15 protein-coding genes and 1 CRISPR repeat array are annotated in these 20,929 nt (G+C 27.5%); of the genes, 12 read left to right on the top strand and 3 right to left on the bottom strand.

Annotation, left to right across the window (positions count from 1 at the left end):
- Positions 1-5: 5 nt before the first annotated feature.
- From MAEO_RS05460 to MAEO_RS05425, 8 genes are all read left to right on the top strand, one after another.
- Positions 6-1,115 (top strand): hypothetical protein, encoded by a 1,110-nt coding sequence (locus tag MAEO_RS05460; RefSeq protein WP_011973793.1) that lies wholly within the window; start codon positions 6-8, stop codon positions 1,113-1,115.
- A 507-nt stretch (positions 1,116-1,622) separates the two neighbouring features.
- A complete protein-coding gene (gene cas10 / locus MAEO_RS05455) occupies positions 1,623-4,139 on the top strand; it encodes a type III-A CRISPR-associated protein Cas10/Csm1 (protein WP_011973792.1) in 2,517 nt (838 codons plus the stop codon).
- Between the two features lie 16 nt (positions 4,140-4,155).
- On the top strand, positions 4,156-4,656 hold the full coding sequence (gene csm2, locus MAEO_RS05450; RefSeq protein WP_011973791.1) for a type III-A CRISPR-associated protein Csm2: 501 nt from the start codon (positions 4,156-4,158) through the stop codon (positions 4,654-4,656).
- Between the two features lie 59 nt (positions 4,657-4,715).
- Complete coding sequence (csm3, locus tag MAEO_RS05445; protein ID WP_011973790.1) at positions 4,716-5,444, top strand: type III-A CRISPR-associated RAMP protein Csm3; 729 nt, start codon at positions 4,716-4,718, stop codon at positions 5,442-5,444.
- Between the two features lie 48 nt (positions 5,445-5,492).
- A complete protein-coding gene (gene csm4, locus MAEO_RS05440) occupies positions 5,493-6,644 on the top strand; it encodes a type III-A CRISPR-associated RAMP protein Csm4 (protein WP_011973789.1) in 1,152 nt (383 codons plus the stop codon).
- Positions 6,641-7,798, top strand: coding sequence for a type III-A CRISPR-associated RAMP protein Csm5 (csm5, locus tag MAEO_RS05435; protein WP_011973788.1), 1,158 nt, complete (start codon positions 6,641-6,643; stop codon positions 7,796-7,798). The genes csm4 and csm5 overlap by 4 nt, the downstream gene beginning before the upstream one ends.
- Positions 7,799-7,800: 2 nt before the next feature.
- On the top strand, positions 7,801-9,282 hold the full coding sequence (locus MAEO_RS05430; protein WP_157196826.1) for a hypothetical protein: 1,482 nt from the start codon (positions 7,801-7,803) through the stop codon (positions 9,280-9,282).
- A gap of 48 nt (positions 9,283-9,330) precedes the next feature.
- Positions 9,331-10,863 carry a hypothetical protein gene (locus MAEO_RS05425; protein WP_011973786.1) on the top strand — a complete coding sequence of 511 codons (1,533 nt, stop codon included), beginning with the start codon at positions 9,331-9,333 and terminating at the stop codon, positions 10,861-10,863.
- A gap of 231 nt (positions 10,864-11,094) precedes the next feature.
- A CRISPR array of direct repeats spans positions 11,095-12,421; the repeat unit is 37 nt; unit sequence GTTTCCATCCTTGTTTTAATGGATGTGTCTTTTAGAC.
- A gap of 481 nt (positions 12,422-12,902) precedes the next feature.
- Here the strand turns inward: MAEO_RS05425 and cas4 are convergent.
- Genes cas4 through cas1 form a run of 3 tightly spaced genes read right to left on the bottom strand, consistent with a single transcriptional unit; the run spans position 12,903 to position 14,791 of the window.
- Positions 12,903-13,496, bottom strand: a complete 594-nt coding sequence (cas4, locus tag MAEO_RS05420; protein ID WP_011973785.1) for a CRISPR-associated protein Cas4 — start codon at positions 13,494-13,496, stop codon at positions 12,903-12,905.
- Positions 13,497-13,790: a CRISPR-associated endonuclease Cas2 gene (gene cas2, locus MAEO_RS05415; protein ID WP_011973784.1), complete on the bottom strand. Its 294-nt coding sequence runs from the start codon at positions 13,788-13,790 to the stop codon at positions 13,497-13,499.
- On the bottom strand, positions 13,787-14,791 hold the full coding sequence (gene cas1, locus MAEO_RS05410; RefSeq protein ID WP_011973783.1) for a CRISPR-associated endonuclease Cas1: 1,005 nt from the start codon (positions 14,789-14,791) through the stop codon (positions 13,787-13,789). The genes cas2 and cas1 overlap by 4 nt, the downstream gene beginning before the upstream one ends.
- Positions 14,792-14,919: 128 nt before the next feature.
- Between cas1 and MAEO_RS05405 the strand changes: the two genes are divergently transcribed.
- Genes MAEO_RS05405 through MAEO_RS05390 form a run of 4 tightly spaced genes read left to right on the top strand, consistent with a single transcriptional unit; the run spans position 14,920 to position 20,925 of the window.
- The gene (locus MAEO_RS05405; RefSeq protein WP_011973782.1) at positions 14,920-16,773 is read left to right on the top strand and encodes a TIGR02556 family CRISPR-associated protein; all 1,854 of its coding nucleotides are present in this window, start codon (positions 14,920-14,922) and stop codon (positions 16,771-16,773) included.
- Entirely contained in the window at positions 16,766-17,758 is a 993-nt protein-coding gene (gene cas7b / locus MAEO_RS05400) for a type I-B CRISPR-associated protein Cas7/Csh2 (RefSeq protein ID WP_011973781.1), read from the top strand. The genes MAEO_RS05405 and cas7b overlap by 8 nt, the downstream gene beginning before the upstream one ends.
- 60 nt (positions 17,759-17,818) lie before the next feature.
- Positions 17,819-18,589, top strand: coding sequence for a type I-B CRISPR-associated protein Cas5b (cas5b, locus tag MAEO_RS05395; RefSeq protein WP_011973780.1), 771 nt, complete (start codon positions 17,819-17,821; stop codon positions 18,587-18,589).
- 17 nt (positions 18,590-18,606) lie between these two features.
- A complete protein-coding gene (locus tag MAEO_RS05390; RefSeq protein ID WP_011973779.1) occupies positions 18,607-20,925 on the top strand; it encodes a CRISPR-associated helicase/endonuclease Cas3 in 2,319 nt (772 codons plus the stop codon).
- The last annotated feature ends 4 nt before the right edge of the window (positions 20,926-20,929 follow it).

Raw genomic sequence — 20,929 nt, 5'->3', positions numbered from 1 at the left:
TTGGTATGAATGATAAAAATAAAAATATACTTCTAAGTGCATCGATTTTGATAAATATTATATTGATAATCATAATAGCATCATCTGTTTATTTTGTGTGGAGCTCCATCAATGACCCTAGAAATGCAATCTCATTTGAAGACATGATGGGGGAGCAAAACATAATTCAGATAGTTGGTTATAAGATAATATTTGAAAATAATAGTGATGAGGGGAATAATAACAATAATAACCACAACAACGCATATATAGAGGTAATTGGTAAAAATATTGGAAATATTTCCTGTAATTGTGTAATTTATGCCAAATTGTATGATTCAGATGGCTATGTAATAGGTAGTATCAAAGAAGAATTTAACAATATAAATTCAGGCGAAACGATTAAAGCAAAAATAAAATGTCCTTCAAATTATGTTGATTCCCTATCAACAGTTAATTTATCGGTAAAATGTTATAAAGATACGCTATTTTACAATGAACGAGGAAGCCACGAGGTGCCCGTTAAAATTGGATACAATATTTTAAAACACAACAACAGCCAAATTATCGAAATTATCGGTAAAAATACTAATAATAAAGATATTGAGGGATATGTTTTTATAAAATACTACGATAAAAATAACACACTAATAGGTCAAAATATGGTTTATTTATACAATATAGGACCAAATGAGACATTCAAGTTTAAAACCAACAACAACGATTGGACATATAACAACTACACAATTTCAAAATGCACGATATTCCCTGTTTTTATGAATGATTATCCTATGACTAACCATCAACGGGATATTAAAATAATTAGCCAAAAGCTATTAAGGTCAAAAAATGGACAGCCCTATGTGGAATTAATTGGCAAAAATACTGCGGATAATAATATGCAAATCCATATAAAAACCAAATTTTACAATAAAAACAACACATTGATAGGATATGGCGTAAAAAACATTGAAAATATAAATAATGGGGAAAAATTCAAGGTTAGAATATATTATTATGATATTTCCAGCTATTCCCATTACAAATATTGTAATGATGAATATGCCCACAATAAAAATCTATCAATTTTAGGATACTTTGATGAGGTTTATGTCCATACCTGTTTTAATGGATGAGTCTTTCAGACATGTTTTTAGGAGCTCCCACGGCGTTATATTGGGGGCGTAAATATGGGAGCTCATATCTAATCCTAATCCTGACTATCCTTTAAAAAAACATCAATATGAAAATAAATCACTTCATTTAATAGTTGTGATTATCTTTGTTGATGTCGTATCAGTCTATGGATTATAATATACATTGGTTATGGTGTTTGTGGTTTATATCCTCGTTTTCTCCCGGAGCTCCGAGACGGTATAATGCTACGAAACTAAAAGAGTTTTTTAATAGTGGAAGTATAGTTTATATATTATAACTTATCCATTTTATATTAGATAATTAAATTATATATTAATGTGGATTCGGTGAAAAAATGGTATGGGCATTGGACTGTGTAGAGTTTAATTATGTATGGATTATTCTTTTAAATTAATAGTTAACCCGATTGCATGATAATATCGGTTTATAACTCTATATCTATATATATTATGAAAGCAATATTATAAGCATAAATAGGGGATAGAATGGATGAAAATGAATATGAAGCGTTAAAAATTGGTGCATTATTACATGATATTGGAAAATGGTATAAACTTTTAGATAATGATTCAAGTGAAAATAATGGGTCTAATAACGGTCATGTAGATTATGGGGTTAAATTTATTGGGGGCAAGATAAATTTTAAAGAATACTGGGGTTCAAACAATTCCGAAATTGAAAAAATTAAAACTATAAAATTTTTGATAGAAAACCACCATGGAGAAAATAACGAAAATAAATTATTAAATATATTAAAAATATCGGATAAATTAAGCAATGGAGAATTAATAACATATAATAAAAATGCGAGCTCTAATGATGATCTAAATTTAGCATCAATTTTTGAAAATATATCTATATCGGAAAATGAAAATAACAAAAAAACTTCTAATAAAAACTATATATATCCATTAATGCCTTTGAATGTATCTGAAAAATCGTTTCCAAAGATAAATATAGATAACAATACTAAAAAAGTAGATGACGAAGATTTTAAAAAAATTAATAATTTTGAAGATTTACTGTTATTTATACAGAAATATACTTGGTGTGTTCCTTCGACATACAATATGGAGAAAAAAGATTCCAATTATTTTTCTGATGTATCATTATATGACCATCTAAAAACCACCTGTGCTATTGCATGTTGTTTGTATAACAATAAAGATAAATTAGATGTTAAAAATCTTTTAGATAATTTAGACGATGAAGCCAATAAAATAAAAGAAATTATAAATAATTATGAAGTTAAAGAGAAAAATAAAAAAGAAGATAATGAAATATTATTAAAAGAGAAATTAGATGAAATAAAATATATCAATGAACACAAATTTTCCCTTATTCATGGGGATATTTCGGGAGTTCAGGATTTTATATTTAACATTACTTCAAAAGGAGCTAATAAATCGCTTAAAGGTAGAAGTTTTTATTTAGATTTTTTAACGGAGCTCTGTGCAAGATATGTTGTTAATGAGTTGAATTTACCTATTGCAAATATATTATTTTACGGGGGAGGGCATTTTTATATATTATCTCACAACATTGAAGATAAAAAAGTGAATGATTTTGAAGAAAAAATAAACGATATATTGTTTGATAAATTCGGTGCAAATTTATATGTGGCAATTGGAAAGGTGAATTTAAGACCTATTGATTTTTTAATAGATTGTATGGATGAGGATGCCAAAATTGGAATACCATATAAATGGAAAGAAGCAGCAGATGAAACTTCAAAGAAGAAAATGAAAAAATTTGAATACAAGGGAATGAAGTTATTTGAAGCAAAAGGAAGCGGAGACGAAAACAAAAGATGTAAAATATGTAAAAGTGAAAATGCTAAAATTACCAATGAAAAATGCGAATATTGCGAATCTTTTGAAGAATTAACAACAATATTAAGAGATTTTGGAATTGAAAAAAAATTTAGTGTGGAACAAATTAAAGATTTGAAAGTATTGACTGATTTCTTTAAAAATAAAATGGTTGAATTCGAAAATAATATCTACGAACTACCTGATAATGAGGGCAATCTAAAAATTCCTTATAAATTAGGTTCAATAGCATTTCCAATGGATAACAATAAAATAAAAGAATTCTCTGAATTAGGAGAAGATGCAGAAAAAAGAACCGGGACAAATAAACTAGCCATTTTAAAGATGGATGTAGATAATTTAGGTAAAATAATTACAAAAGGGTTAAATAAACCAACAATATCAAGATTAAGCACACTGAGCTCTATGCTAACATTGTTTTTTACTGGTTATATTCCATATTTAATTAAAACTGGAAAGGCAGAAACTGTTTTTGAAGAAGAAGGTAATGTTGTAAAAAAAGTTGAATATAAAAACAATGTTTATTTAACTTACTCAGGAGGTGATGATACATTAATCGTTGGAGCATGGGATGTTGTTTGGGATTTGGCAAAAGAGATAAATGATAAGTTTAAAGAATTCGTCTGCAATAATCCAGACATTACATTAAGTGCAGGTGTTGTATTAGTAAGTCCAAAATTTGAATATAGAAAAGGAGTTTATTTAGCAGAAGAAGAATTGGAAAATGCAAAAGAAAATATTATGGAAGTAAATGGAAAAAAGTTGGAAAAAGATTCAGTGAGTATATTTGGATTATCTCTGAATTGGGGTAAAATTGAGAAGGTAGATGGCTATGAAAATAATTTTATTGAGGCAATGCAAAAACCAGACAAAAAGAGAATAGTTCATTTAGTTCAAAAGACATCTTCAAATTTAAAAAAGGCTGTGAGTAAAAATGTTTCTGAAAATGGAATTCAAATTAATATTCCTTACCTGTGGAGGATGAAATATTATCTGTATAGAAATTACTCTAACAAAAATGGGGAGTTGGATGAAAATGTAGAGTTTATATATAATTATCTGACAAATATCGAAAATAAAATAAAAAAAGGCAATATTGATGAATTAAAAGAGATTGCCTTTAACGACATGATAATTGCTTCAAGAATTGCAGAATTAAAATCAAGATAGTAGGTAGGTGTTTAAAATGAACTGGGCAAATAATCCAAATGTTAAATTTAAAGGAGGAGGTAATTTTATGGGAAATCAGAAAAAAAATCATAATTCAGGTAAGAAGGAAGAAGAGTCAGTGCAGTCAAATGATGATATTAACAAAATATTGAATTTAAGGCCTGAAAATATTGGAATATTGATTAACAAAGCAGAAAAATTTGCAGAAGAAATTAAAGCCATGCCATCTTCAAAATTAAGGGATTTCTATGATTATGTAGTTCAAATTGATGAATCAATGAGTGAGGATGAAGATAATAACAACAATTGGTATCTTAAATTAATGTTGTTAAAGCCAAAAATGGCATACCAAGCAAGCAAAGAGACTAACAAGGGGAAACAAATAGCGTTGAAAATGTTGGAAAAAGAATTTACCAAGATATTAGATACTATTAAAAATGACAAAAATAAATTTAAAAACTTTAAAACATTTTTTGAAGCTGTTGTAGCATATCATAAAGGACATAATAACCAATAATTATAATATTATAATTACATTGTAATAATATATATGATAAATAAGAGGGGAGCGAGATTATGGAAAATAAAATAACCTTAAACGGAAAACTAATATTAAAAGGTAAAATCATAACAGAAACCGGATTGCATATTGGTGGAATAGCAGAAACCTTAAAGATAGGAGGCTCTGACAATCCAGTAATAAGAGATAAAAATGGAAGAGTATTTATTCCAGGAAGTTCGTTAAAGGGGAAAATTAGAAGTTTGTTAGAGGTAAAGGATGGTAAATATAAATTAAATAAGGGTGAAGCACAGCCATGTAATTGTGGAGATTGTCCAATTTGTATGTTATTTGGGCCCCATAAATCAGAAAATATAAAAGAACCTGCAAGAGCTATTGTAAGGGATGCTTATTTAAATAAAGAAAAGCCGGTTCATGAATATTTAGAAATAAAACCAGAAAATGTAATAGATAGAGTTAAAGGAACCGCGCAACATCCAAGATTTATTGAAAGAGTGGTTGCAGGAAGTGAATTTGATTATGAAGTTGTTTTTAACATATATGATGAAAATAGGGATAAAGAATTAATTAAAAAATTTATTGAAGGTATAAAATTATTGGAAGACGATTATTTGGGAGGAAGCGGTTCAAGAGGATACGGTAAAATAAAATTTGAAAAATTAACAGCAATATATAGACCAAAAGGGTACTATGAAGGTATAAAAAATGAAATTGAATTAGCAACTGAAAAAGATGACAATAATTTAGATGAGTTAATTAAATTAATAGATAAAATTAACTTTTAATTTCATATTTTATTTTCAATTATTTTTTAAAATTATTAGAGGGGAACAATGTATAATATTATAAAACTTATCCCAAAGGAAAATAGCAAATACCATTTTGGAGAAGGGGATTTAACTGAAAGTTCGACTATATTACATTCTCATAGTTTGTTTTCTGCGCTTGTAAATAATTTTGTTAGGTTATACGGCGATGAGGAATTTAAAAAATATGCGGAGAAAATAAAAGAATTGAGAATATCGTCGCTATATCCTGCAATATATCAATTTAATTTAGATAATTTGAATAAAATCAAGCAAGAAATACTGTTTATACCAAAACCTATGTTAAAATTAGGATTTGATGACAATACTACAAAAGAATTAGAAGAAAAACCAAAAGATGTTAAAAAAATTAAATTTATATCATTAAATGCTTTAAAAGACCATAATAAAAAGGAATTGAAAAAAATAACCATTGGTAAAGAGTATCTAATATCTGATGAAGAAAAAAAAGAATTTGAATATAAGAATCCTGAAAATATGGATTTATTTAAAAAAATAATAGAACAAAAGGTTTCAATAGATAGAATAAAAGGAACTACTCTTGAAGATGATGACAAGGGGCAGTTATATTCAATCGAATTTATAAAACCTTTAAGAAAAAAGAATAAAAAAGATAATAAAAAAGATAAAACGGACAAGAATAATAAAAATATAATAAATATCGTTGGATTTTATTTTTTAATTGATTTTATGGGCATTAATGGAGATTTAGCAAAAAAAATCAATGCATCCATAAATTTAATTAAAGATGAAGGATTGGGTGGAAAAAGGAGCATTGGAGCTGGAACTTTTGAAGATATTATAATCGATGAATTCAACGAAGATTTAAATAAAGAATATATCTCCAAAGAGAAAAGACTAACTTTATCCATTGCAGTTCCAAATGACGAAAAAGAATTTGAAAGTTTTTGCAATTATCAACTAATTAAAATCGGAGGTTATATTTACCCTTCACCAAATCATATGGAGCACATTACAAAACTTAAAAAGAATATATATGCAATTGCAGAAGGTTCCATATGTGATAAAGAAATCAAAGGTAAGACTGAAAATTTAAGACCTGATGAGACAATTCATGAAGTAATACTTAATGGACATGCAATTTCCATTCCAGTAATATTCTATGAAGAATTAAATGAGGAGGAGGGGAGATTATGAATATATTTAGACCAAATGAATCAAAAACTAAACCAAATAATGGAATAAATCCCACTAAAAAAATTCTAAAAATAACCACGATATCTCCTTTAAATATAGGAAATGGAGATGTTTATGCCAACATGGACTATTATATTGAAAATAATAAAGCAAAAGCAAAAATAATCAACATAGAAGAATTATTTGAAAGTATAGATGATATAAATAAAATAAACAAATTGGTAAATTTAATAAAACACAATATGGATAATAATAGAATGAAAGGGGGCGTAAAAGAAACTTATGAGAGCATAGGTCTTTATCCTGATGAACATATTTTAAAAGAAGTCGATTGTAAAATCAACAAGGATGCAAGAGTGCAGGTTAGAAAATTTATAAATCAAAATGGAAAATACTATGTTCCAGGGAGCTCCTTAAAAGGTGCTATAAGGACGGCGTATATTTTTGATTATTATGATAAAAATATTGGCAAATTAGTTAATATTTTAGAAAATAAAAAAATATACGACAATAAAAAAGGAAATGAGGTTGTAAATACTGCCATTGGGAGGAATATTAAAGATGATTTCTTTAAATATTTGTTAATTACAGATAGCAATATTATACCACAGGAAAATTTCGAATTTATCAACACCATAAGATACAATACAATGGATGTAAGAAAAGATAAAAAATCCAGTAATAACATTCCAGAACCAAAAGAAGTCCTTAAAAAAAATTCAGAGCTCAGTGTAGAGCTCACCATAAAAGATGGTTTTCCAAAAAATTTTGAAGATATAAAAAACATGTGCAACAAGTTTTCAAAAACAATAATAGAGTTTGAATTAAATAACAAATATTTACCGGATGAAACAATAAAATTTTACAATAATTTGCTTAACAACATAAAAAATAATGATAATTCATTTTATTTAACAATAGGTTCTGGGAGCTCCTATCTATCTAAAACTATATATCTATTATTGTGGAAACACGACAAAGGTAATACAAAAGGATACTTAAATATTATGAAAAACATATTTGAAAAGGAGAAAAATAGAAAATTAAAGGCTTCCTTAAAAGGTGCAAGACATTATATTGAATTTCCAAGAACAAGGGTATTAGATAGTAATAAAAACATTCCAATGGGATGGGTAAAAATAACGGAGGAATAAAAATGAGTAAAGCACTGTTTTTATCAAATGTTGGAAATAGGGATTTAGGATTTGGAGAAATTGCACTATTCGATAAGACTAAGGATGCAGAAGAAGGCCCTAAAAGGCTTCGTGAAAAATGTGATAAAAAATATCAGGAGATAACAGAAAAAAATTTGAATCTTAAAAGTTTTTTTGAATTTACAAAAGAATTATATTTAAGCAAGGCTTATGAAGAATTAAACTTAGAACCAATTTTAATTAAAGATAGTATAAAAAGCATATATGAACTTTATGATGAAATGAATATTAAATTGTTGGCAACAATGCAGGAAAATTCACATAATCAAGATACATATTATTCCGCTGAAATAATAAAAGAATGGCTAATAAGGAAATATCCAAAATTAAAAGGCAATGTCGAAATTGTCAAAATAAATAAAAATCCTTCTGATTATGCATTAATGCTTGAAGAATATTCTACAATTTTTAATAAGTTCAGTAATGATTATGATGATGTATATCTTGGAATAACTGGGGGAGCTCCTGCTCAAATATCAAGTCTTATAATAAATGGAGTGCTAAGGTGGGAAACAAAAACAAAGATATTTTACAAACCACACGGCAAAAAACCACAGGAAAATAACATTGGGGAGATGTTATTTAAAAAATTTAAAAATGAAGAATATGATGCATATATGGATTCAGAAATGTATCTATTGGCGTCTGAGGTTGGGAAAAAGTATGGGCTCATTGAAGATTGGGAATACCATAAATTAAGAGCCCTGCATTTTAAAAATTTATTTGATTTTGAACAAGCAATTGATGAACTTAATAAGGCTTTTAAGAAAGCCAATATTGACAATAAAAAACATATTAGAAAGGAAATAAAATCGTTAGAAAAGTTAGATAGTAACGAACCTACTAAGGATATAAAAGAGAATATCAATAGATATAAACTACTAATTAATTTACTAATAGATACCATGATTCGTAAGTGGAAAAATGGAGACTATGTAGATTTTGTGGGTAGATTATTTAGATTAGAAGAGGCTGTGTTAATAACGATTGTAGAAAAAGAATTTAATAAATCAATGGATAAAGAGAAAGGTAAATTTCAAGGATATGAAGAGTTATTGGAAGAAAATCCGGATGTAAAAAAATATCTAATTGAGGGACATATACAAGTAGATAAAGGCGTTAATAGGAATTCTCTCTTTTATTTAGTGGGATATTTAATTGATAAAAAAGGATTTAAAAAATATAAACCTATTCATGATATAATCATTAAATTAAATAATAATAACAAAACTAAAAAAACCACTGAAAAATTAAAAAAAGTAGAATGTTTATCAGATTTGAGAAATAAATCAGTATTGGCACATGGATTCATGGGGGTTTCTAAAAAGAATATAATTGAGTTATATGATAAAGATAAATCCAACGAAAATAAAATCATAGATGATATAGATTTAATAAAAAGATTAATCAATAAACTTATATAAATTTATATATTTATTTAATATTTATTAAAAAAAATTTAAAGTGAGACCATGAGCATTTGTTTAATTTGCACACTGGGAAATAGGGATATTCAATTTAAAAAAGAGCATGAACAAGAATTAAAAAATATTTTAGGAGATATATTTGATAATGGCAAAGATTTGGACTCCAATGAATTGTATCTTAAAAAAAATAATTTTTTAGACCATACTTGCAAAATATTAAAAAATTATGATAGTATAAAAAATTATATTACATTACCAATCATACAGCCTTGTTTAGATTATATCGAAAATCAATTAAATGGAACCGTAGAAAAAATTATATTAATTCCAACAAATCAGCAAAACGAAAATGACCTTGAAGATAGGTATAAAAAAGGAGATACATTTATTGAAGCAGAAATTATTAAAAGATTCTTAGAAGAAAATGGTTTTAAAGATAAAGTTGTGATAAGGGAAGCCAAATTCAATGCATCAAAGTTGGATATATGGTTTAACCATATACTGAATATAATCCATAACAACTACGAGATATTTGATAAAATAATATTTGAAATAAGTGGGGGTGTTCCAACAAGTAAGGAATCTATAAGATTGGCAACATTATTTAAGGAAAAAATAGAAGTAGTAGAGGTTAGTGGAGGGAATATTAATTTAGAAAACATGAGCTCATTTGAAAAACAAATAATAAAAGAGAAAGTAAAAGATATAATTAAAAATTACAATTATGCAGGTGCATTATCATTTAAAGAATACTATACAGATGATAAAAAAATACTAAATCTAATAGAACATTTAAATTATAGATTAAATTTTGATTTCTACAATGCTTTAAAATCTCATGAAGAGGAAAGATTGAAGAAACTCATGAGAGAAAATAATACCATTAAAAAATTAAAATATCTTATTCTTGAACTTTTAGATAATATGGAAATTGAATTAAGAAATAGAAACTATGCAAACTTTTTAGCAAGGGTTTATAGATTGGAAGAGGCTATGGGACAGTATTTTGTTTTAAAGTGGTTTGAAAAAACGAAAACTAAAATTAGTTATAAATTAGGCAATAATCTTCCATCAGGGTTGATTGATACTAAAGATATGGGAGTAGATGATTTAAATAATAAACTTGGAAGTTATTTAAAATATTTAGTGGGAGGTATTCAAAGGGGTAATTCATACAATCCTCCGGGCATAAGAAAATTAGCAAATTTCATTGAAGAAAAGTGTAAAAAAACCAACAATGGCAAGACATATTATAGAACTACCATAAATACCCCATTATATTATGAATTGATATCATATCTATATGGTAATTATTCAGATGAAATTAGAGTATATGAAAAAATACAGAAAAAGTATAAAAAGAACCATAACAACTTAAGACACACAACAATAGTGGCTCATGGTTTTGAAGGGATAAATAAAGAAAAAATAAATAAAATGCTGGAACAGAATGGAGTCAATGAAGATATTAATAATTATTTCAAAAGTATTAAATCAGAATTCTTCAAAATCGCAAATAGTAAAGAAAAAGAAAACATATTTGACAAATTAAATAAGGAAATAATAAATCATTTATAACCTTATATATTGTATTTAAACTAATTATTACCCATAACAATATAAAAAACTAAAAACTACACGCCACCTGAGCTCTATTATGTATATTATAATAATTAGCATCTCTGTTTGATAGGAATTAGAGTTGATAAAATTACCAAACGATTGAGATTGTTCAATTACGAAGTATAATTATTTTGAATGCTAATTATGATTAAACTGATTTCTCGGAGCTCCAAGGATACATATACAGTTTCCATCCTTGTTTTAATGGATGTGTCTTTTAGACATGACCTGCACAATAGAGATAATAACGCCACAAGTTTCCATCCTTGTTTTAATGGATGTGTCTTTTAGACAGAGGCAAAATATGAAAACAATATCAAAAATATGTTTCCATCCTTGTTTTAATGGATGTGTCTTTTAGACAGAGGCAAAATATGAAAACAATATCAAAAATATGTTTCCATCCTTGTTTTAATGGATGTGTCTTTTAGACGGATTTGCAATAATTTCAATGATTCCATCAGATCGTTTCCATCCTTGTTTTAATGGATGTGTCTTTTAGACATGGAATTAATCAAAATTATGAATGGCTCCAAAAGTTTCCATCCTTGTTTTAATGGATGTGTCTTTTAGACTTGAAATTTGATTTAACAGACACCGACATAACAACAAGTTTCCATCCTTGTTTTAATGGATGTGTCTTTTAGACTTTACCTCCGTATAGTCTGATAATGTTTTTACTGTCCGTTTCCATCCTTGTTTTAATGGATGTGTCTTTTAGACTTTTGTAATATCGACATATTTGAATTTATATATGCAGTTTCCATCCTTGTTTTAATGGATGTGTCTTTTAGACATGGAATTAATCAAAATTATGAATGGCTCCAAAAGTTTCCATCCTTGTTTTAATGGATGTGTCTTTTAGACTTGAAATTTGATTTAACAGACACCGACATAACAACAAGTTTCCATCCTTGTTTTAATGGATGTGTCTTTTAGACTTTACCTCCGTATAGTCTGATAATGTTTTTACTGTCCGTTTCCATCCTTGTTTTAATGGATGTGTCTTTTAGACTTTTGTAATATCGACATATTTGAATTTATATATGCAGTTTCCATCCTTGTTTTAATGGATGTGTCTTTTAGACGCTACGCCGTAAAATTATTAATGAGATATAAGGGAAAGTTTCCATCCTTGTTTTAATGGATGTGTCTTTTAGACACCTTTCCAACTCCTGCAAGGGCTAACTCCAAGTTTCCATCCTTGTTTTAATGGATGTGTCTTTTAGACTGCCACAACTACCAAATTGGTGAGATATTATGTCGTTTCCATCCTTGTTTTAATGGATGTGTCTTTTAGACATATTCAATGCTCTGCAACATCATGCGAAATAATTAGTTTCCATCCTTGTTTTAATGGATGTGTCTTTTAGACGAACTGTAATTATGAAGCTACCACAATGGAAAGTTTCCATCCTTGTTTTAATGGATGTGTCTTTTAGACCCAAAACAGATTATAGCCATAAGTGAACACGAGTTTCCATCCTTGTTTTAATGGATGTGTTTTTTAGACCCTATACTTCTTACCTTCTTTTATGGTTTTTCTCCCTTATATGCCTTTCGATTTTTATCAATTTTTTCTTACTGGTTGATTATCAAATAGTATATAAAATCAAGAAAGCAATATTAATATTTCTAATCACATACATTAAAAATATTAATTACATTTATATACTCCAAATTTTTAAAAATTTCTATTTAGTTTTTATTTTATATATACTACACAGTTCAAGCGTATATTTGCATAATAATAATAAATAAAAAGAATAAACAAAAAATAAGTATAATATTCAAATATTAATAGTAATACTTTTTCGCATTTTTCTAGTACTATTTTTACCAAGGTAGTATATAAATCTCAGAATTCCTTCGGAATTCATACGATGCCGTAGGCAGTAAAAAAATCCATAGGATTTTTTCTGACTTACTCGCTGAGCTCGTAAGAGCAAGAAAGCAAAATTAGAAAAACTAATATATAATATCAAAAATATTAATCACTTACAACACACATTCCTATAACAGCAATCAATACATTTTCTTTTATTTACCTTAATACCATCAGGAAATTCTTCATTTTCAATTATATCAAATATCAAATCGACAAAGGCAACTGCATCATCAAAATCTTTTTTCTTAAATTCTATTTCCTTAACTAAATTCCCGCTTCTAACATAAACCACATAGCCTTTTTTAACATCTACATCAAAATTATCCTTAATTAACAACCCATAAAGCACCGATTGATACTTATGAGTCTTAAACAACTTATTCTTAAACTCGGCGAACTTATAATCAAGTGGTGAATAGCTACCATCCCTAAGCTCTACAATCTCATCCACTACCCCAACAATTCTATACTTTTTAGATGATAAATAAACATCAATGTATTTTGATTTTGCATTTATACTTTTTCTAATGTATCCTTTGTTTATTTTCTCCCTTAATTCATGGATGTTCCTACCAATAACAACTTTTTCCCTTTTTTCTTCATGCTGTGGAATGCCTAAAACTCTCTCAAAATAAACAAATCTTGGGCAGTACATATACTCCACGACATCGGAAACTGTTATCATCTCTTCATCGCTCATTTAAAGCACCAGCGTATTTTTATTATCTGTGATTAAATCTTTATCAAATTCTTCCCCCACACATATCAAACTTCCAAAACACTTTTTGCATACTGGAATGATGTATATTTTATCGTTCTCGTCACCTTCTTTAAAAATATTTTCGCAAAAAACCCTGAGCTCATCCACCCTATTGTTATTTAAGCTTCCTGCAAAAACTGACTTCTGAATCCTGTAAAGTCCATAATTTAAGCATTTATCCGATATTTTTTTCCTTATTTTATTGTCGCTAATGTCATAAATCACATAAATCATAAAATCTTCCCCCTTATTGATTTGGCAATCTCATAACATTCCTTCTGTATAAAATCAGGCAATAAATATTTTTTATTCTTAAAATAAAATTCCTTTCCAAATACGATATCTTTTATATACGGTGCAAACTCCCCCTTTCCATCATCAGATAATGAAATCCCGTTTTCCAAAATATTAAAATGACTACCCTTAACTTTTTTAGAGTTTATAAAATTCACAACTCCTCTATCTATATGGGCCCTATACATTTCAATTACATCATAAACCAGTGTAGTTTTATTATAATTATCGGCATGTATAAAACCAACATATGGGTCTAATCCTGCAACAATAAGGCATTTTTCAACCATTGGATAAAGCATTCCATATCCATAATTTAGAAGGGCATTAAACTTATCCCTTGCAGGTCTTCTACTTCTTTCTTTGAATTTATAATTCTTAGGCAGGGCATGATTTATACCTTCAAAGTAGTATTTTGAAGCAATTCCTTCTATCCCAATTATAGTATCTTTTATTTCTCTGTGTGGTAATTTATCATCGATGTTATTTGTGTATTGGGTGAGCTCCATAATGTAGTTATTAATATTTTTTATTACTGTATCAAAATCACCTTTATGATTATGGTTCTTCTTTAAGTCTTTTAGATAATTCAACTGGTTTCCCATCTTTTGTTTAATCCAATTGGACGCAAACCTTATGCCATTAATGGATTCACTAAATTTTAGCTGACTTCTTCGAGTTTTAGCAGTTTTTCCAATTCTACAATGCCAAATCATGCCTGTTGGTTCTTCCCATTTTAAAAATATTATTGGAATATTATTTTCAATGGCAAGAGATATCGCCCCCGTAGTGATTGTTCCATTGTTTGAAAGGATTATTCTTTCTATTTTTGTTGCAGGTATGTCTGTTTTTATGATTTTACCATCTTTTTCTAATTCTACGCGGAATCTATCTTCTTTTTTAGATATGAAAAATCCATTAGTTTTCAAAAGTAAATCCATATTTCCCCATTTTATTTTTTTAATTTTGAAATAAAAAATTTATATAACAAAAAATTTATATACTATATTAATATAATTATTACTATATTTATATGTTAATATTTATTTACTGTATTAATGGGGGGAGTATGTTATCCAGTGTAGCACAAATTGGAAATTATATAATAAAAAATGAAGGAAAAGATTTGAATAATCCATTATCCATATTGGTCGAAAATCCAAATGTAAAGGGAAATTATAAAGATATATTGAAAATAACTTTTGATTATAATACGATGAATTATTTGGGGGTTAATATTGATGAATTCGATAAAAGTAAAATACTAAAATTAATGTATAAAGCAGGAGCTCCCAACGGTGCCGATTTTTCACCAACTTCTAAAATTACAGAATCTGAAAAAACCCTGAAAAAAAAGATAATCAAAGCGGTGTCCGAAACAATAAATCATAAAAATTGTAAAGAATCTAATTTACTTAAAAAATTAGAAAAATCCTTAAAAGATAATGAAGATAAAATTTTAAGCGATATCATCGACAAAAAAGGAAAAGACGGCACTATATTGACCATAACATTTAAAGATGGCGAAAATGAATATTTTGTTGGAGATATTGAAGAATTTAGAAATTACTTTATATACAAGGCAACCATGGATTATTATTATATAAAAACTGGTAAAATAACTTCAAGGAGCTCCGGTGTATGTTCAATATGTAATAAAGAAAATGAAGTATATGGGTTGTTTAGAAAATTTGGGTTTTACTCCGTGGATAAAATTGGAAATGTAAGTGGATTTAATCCAAATGAGGCATGGAAAACCTTTCCAATATGTTTAAAATGTGCATTGGCTGTTGAAGAGGGGAAAAAATATTTGGATGAAAATTTAAGGGATAGATTCTACGGAACAGAATTTTATATGATTCCAAAGGTTTTATTTGAGGGGGATTTAGAAAGAGTATTGGAACGATACAAAGAATTATCATCAAAAGAGAATAAAATTAATGGGAAGTATTCAAAAGAGGAAAAAAGATTATTTAGCGTTTTAAAAAACAACGACATTTACTGTTATACAACATTTATGTTTTTTAATGAAGGTAATGATTTCAAAGTTCTTCAAATGATTGAGGATGTTCTTCCTTCAAGATTTAGTATATTATATAAGGCCATGGAAAAAACTGAAAACATTCCATTATTTAAAAACTATAAAGTAAATGTTAATTTAAAAAAATTAAATAAAAATCAGCGAGATTATTTCGTTTCAATATTCAAAAATAGCGAGGATTTGGAAGAGTTAAGGTTTTTATTGGGATATATCAAAGAATTTGTTGATAACGATAATGAAATATTTTTAAAACTGATAAACAGCATATTTTCAAATGAAAAAATCGATTATCATTACATAATTAACCAATTTATCTCAAAAATACGGCGAGAATTTAAAAACAGTGAATCCATCAGTTTATCCACCTATAAATCATTTATGATTATCTACTTCCTAATTAATACAAATCTATTAAATATTGACTTAAAACCGAGGGGTGATATTATTTTAGAAAAATCATCATACGATTACAGTGAAATAGATAAGTTTTTTGAAGATTATGAGGAGTTTTTCAACAGTGAGGATAAAAAGGCAGTGTTTTTAACTGGTGTGTTGGTTAATAAACTTTTAAATCTTCAAGCCCATAAACGACAGTCAAAGCCGTTTTTAGCAAAACTTCAAGGTTTAAAATTGGATAAATCCAAAGTTGAAAACATATTCAAGGAGGCAAGTCAAAAATTAATGGAATATGGGCAGGAAGATGGTATTAATTATTATTCTCCCCTAAAAAAAGAAATTGCACTTAAATATATAAATTCAGGAAGTAATTGGAATTTGTCAAACAATGAAATATCCTACATATTTTCATTAGGTATGTCCCTAAGCTCCGTTTTTGATAACTTAAAAAATAATAAAAACAATGAGGGTGAAAAAAATGAGTAATACTGAATCAAACGCCATAAATAGAAGTGAATTAATATTTTTATACGATGCCCAATACATAAATCCAAATGGAGACCCGTTGGACGATAACAAACCAAGGATTGACCCATCTACTGGAATAAATTTAGTAAGTGATGTTAGGTTAAAAAGAACCATTAGAGATTATTTAAATAACTTTAATGGAGAAGAAATATTTGTAAGGGAAATTGAAGATGATAAAGGTAATATTCAAGATGCAAAGTTGAGGGCTGAGGATTTTCTTCATGGGGAAGACAACAATAAAATTGACAAATCAAAACTAACTTTAAACGATATGAAAGAAATAATGCAAAACAATATTTTAAACAACTGTATCGATGTTAGACTTTTTGGAGGAACAATCCCTATCGAATTAAATAAAAATAAAGGAGGTTCCATTACACTCACAGGACCTGTTCAGTTTAGATTTGGAAAATCTCTCCACAAAGTAGAGCTAATGTTTGTAAAAGGTACGGGGGCATTTGCATCTGGAAAGGATAAAGGACAGAAGACTTTTAGGGAAGAATATGTCGTTCCATACTCATTAATATCATTTTATGGAATAATAAACGAAAATGCTGCAAAACATACCAATCTATCAAACGAAGACATAAATAAACTCATCGATGCCATATGGAATGGAACAAAAAACCTAATCAGTAGAAGTAAAATAGGACAAACTCCAAAATTATTAATTAAAGTGAATTACAAAGAAAACAACTACCATATTGGAGATTTGGACAAATGTTTAATACTTAAATCCGATGTTAATGATGAGGAAATTAGGAGCTCCGATGACTATAAAATTGATATGACAAAATTAATAGATATATTGTTGAAAAATAAAGATAAAATTGAAAATGTTGAATATGTGTGGGATGATAGATTAAAACTAACTTACAACGACGAAGAGTTTAAATTCAATGTAGATGGCAATGAAATTGAGTTTAAAGAAATTAATATTTAATATATTCAACACACACCATATTATTTTATTTTAATTTATTTCACACTTTTTGGTGAAAATATGAAGATGATAGTTTTTGATATTTGGGGGGATTATGGGCATTTTAAAAAAATCTATACAACTACAAGTCCTTTATCTTATGATTTTCCCCCAAAAACTTCAATATATGGCATGTTGGGAGCATTTTTAGGATTGGATAAGGAAGACTATTTAAAGCATATAAATAAAGATACTGTAAAGATAGCCCTAAAAATAAAAAATCCTATACAAAAAACCAATATTGCCCTGAATCTAATTGATACAAAGAGAGACAAGATAAAAAAATCCAATATCTCCTTAGATAATAAAAGTATTAAAAGTATTAAGATATATAATGTAAATTTAATTCCAAATAGAACCCAAATACGATTTGAAATGCTTAAAAATCCAAAATATAGGTTGTATGTTCATTTAACCGATGAAAAACTATATTCAAAATTAAAGAAATTGTTGGAACAGCATAAAACAGTATATACTATATCGTTGGGACTATCGGAGCTCCTAGCAAATTTTGAATATATGGGAGAATTTGAATTTGAGAAAAAAGTTTCCGATGACGAATACACAACCATTAACTCATTAATTAGACGAGATAATATCATAAATGACGATATTAATTTAGAACTAAATAAGGAATATTTATTTTCAAAGATACCAAATGAAATGGATGAAAATAGATTAACCACAGAGTATATTGATATATTTTACGAACGAAATGGAGAATCAATAAATTGCAAGGTTAAAGAGTATTATCATATCCCAGAACTAAAAGAGAATATTACGCTTATTTAATTATTGAGGGACAATATATGGAGCTTATATCTCATCCTAATCCTGACTATCCACTAAAAAAACACCTCATAATGACAAAAAATAGGGCATTATCTAAATACAATTCTCTAAAATTAAAATACTTTAATAATGCTATTATAAAGGATATTTTAAAAATAATATGCTTATCTCATGATTTTGGAAAAACTACAACCTATTTTCAAAAATACATAAGAAATGAGAAAATAGAAAAAAGAATATTAAAAAGACATTCGGAAATATCGTTTGTTTTAGCAAATTATGTTATAAAGAGCTATTTAGAATCAAAAAATATAGATAACAAATATTATCAAATATTTTCATTGTGTATAAAAAAGCATCATGGCAATTTATCGGAGCTCCTAAATGATGCCTCCATACAGGATGAAGACATTTTAAAAAAACAGTTTGATGAATTAAATTTCAATTTTATAAACAATATATTAAATGAAAATAATTTCCCAAAATTGAATTGTGATATTGAGGAACTTATTTCAGAAGTTGAAGAATTGGAATATCTCTGTGATGACTTAAAATACGAAATCAACGATGAAATGAAAATTGAGACATATTATTTATATCAATATTTATTTTCTCTATTAATATCATCGGATAAAGAGGATGCCATATTTAGACAAAATACAGAACTCGGAGTTTCTAATGAAATACCTTCCGACATTATTGATTATATCGAAAATAAACCTAAAATCAAACCAATAGACCATCTAAGAACAGAAATATTTTATAAAATTTCAAATAAAGTACATAATTTAGATTTAAATCAGAAAATATACACATTAAACGCTCCAACAGGAATTGGAAAGACTCTTACTATTTTTAATTTTGCCCTAAAATTGTCAAATCGGATAAAAACTGAAAAAAATATCGATATGAAAATAATATACTGCCTTCCATTTTTAAGTATCATTGACCAAAACTACAAAGTTTTAAATGAAGTTTTAAAAAATCCTCCTTCAAATATTCTTTTAAAACATCACCATCTGTCAGATGTGGTATATTGGCATGAGAAAAATGGGGAAGAGAATATACTGGATGAAAATAAATCACTTCATTTAATGGAAACATGGAGCTCCAAAATAATTACAACAACATTTATGCAGTTGTTTTACAGCATATTTTCAAATAAAAACAGCGACTTAAAAAAGTTCAGCAGCTTATCTAACAGCATAATTATATTGGATGAAATACAGTCCATTCCCCACAAATACTGGCATTTAGTAAATAAAATATTCAGATTTTTGGCAGAGGAGTATAATATATATTTTATACTTACAACAGCCACGCTACCTATGATTTTTGATAAAAATGAATGCGTAGAACTTCTTGACGATAAAGAACATTATTTTTCAAACTTAAATAGAATAAAAATGAAAATACACAATGAACCTATGGATTTAACTGAATTTGTAGGCGTATTAGACGAAGACATAAACAACAATCCAGATAAAGATTTTTTAATAGTATTGAATACCATAAAATCATCAAAAGAAGTTTATGACTTATTAAAGGAATATAACTATGAAAATACTGAATATTATTACTTATCCACCAATATATATCCAAAGGAACGATTAAACCGTATTGAGAAGATTAATAAAAATAATAAAAACAATAACCGAAAAATCATAGTATCCACCCAGTTAATCGAAGCAGGAGTGGATATAAGCGTTGATATTGTGTATAGGGACATTGCACCATTGGACTCAATAAATCAAACTGCGGGGAGATGTAACAGACATGGAGAAGGAACAGAACAGGGAATTATAAACATAGTCAAACTAATCAATGATAATGGTCATCCATTCAGCAGGTATATTTATAACGGAGCTCTCATTTCAAAGACTGAGGAATTATTAAAAAATTATGATGAAATTGAAGAAAGGGAGCTCCTAAATATTAACAATTGTTATTTTAAAAAATTAAAAGGATATGATGATTCATCGAGGGAGCTCCTAGAAATTATTAAATCATTCAAATATAATAATGTACCTAAAAATTTTAAATTAATTGACGAAATACCACAAATAAATCTGTTTGTGAATGTTGAAGATGATGCAAAAAAAGTATATGCTGAATATGAACGGATAAAAAGTATAAAAGACCCATTTAAAAGAAAGAGGGAATTTTTAAAAATAAAAAAGGAATTTTATCAGTACATAATATCAATCCAAAAACATGCAATCAAAGGAAAAGATATTTTAATAGATGAAAATAAAGATATAACCATAATTGATAATAAATATTATAATATAGAGACAGGATTTAATGCTGTCGAGGATAATATGTTAATATTATGAGGGA

The organism is Methanococcus aeolicus Nankai-3 (assembly GCF_000017185.1).
Classification (GTDB): domain Archaea; phylum AGJL01; class Methanococci; order Methanococcales; family Methanococcaceae; genus Methanofervidicoccus; species Methanofervidicoccus aeolicus.
The sequence above is the reverse complement of the archived record's forward strand: the minus strand, read 5'-3'. Positions and strand labels throughout refer to the sequence as shown.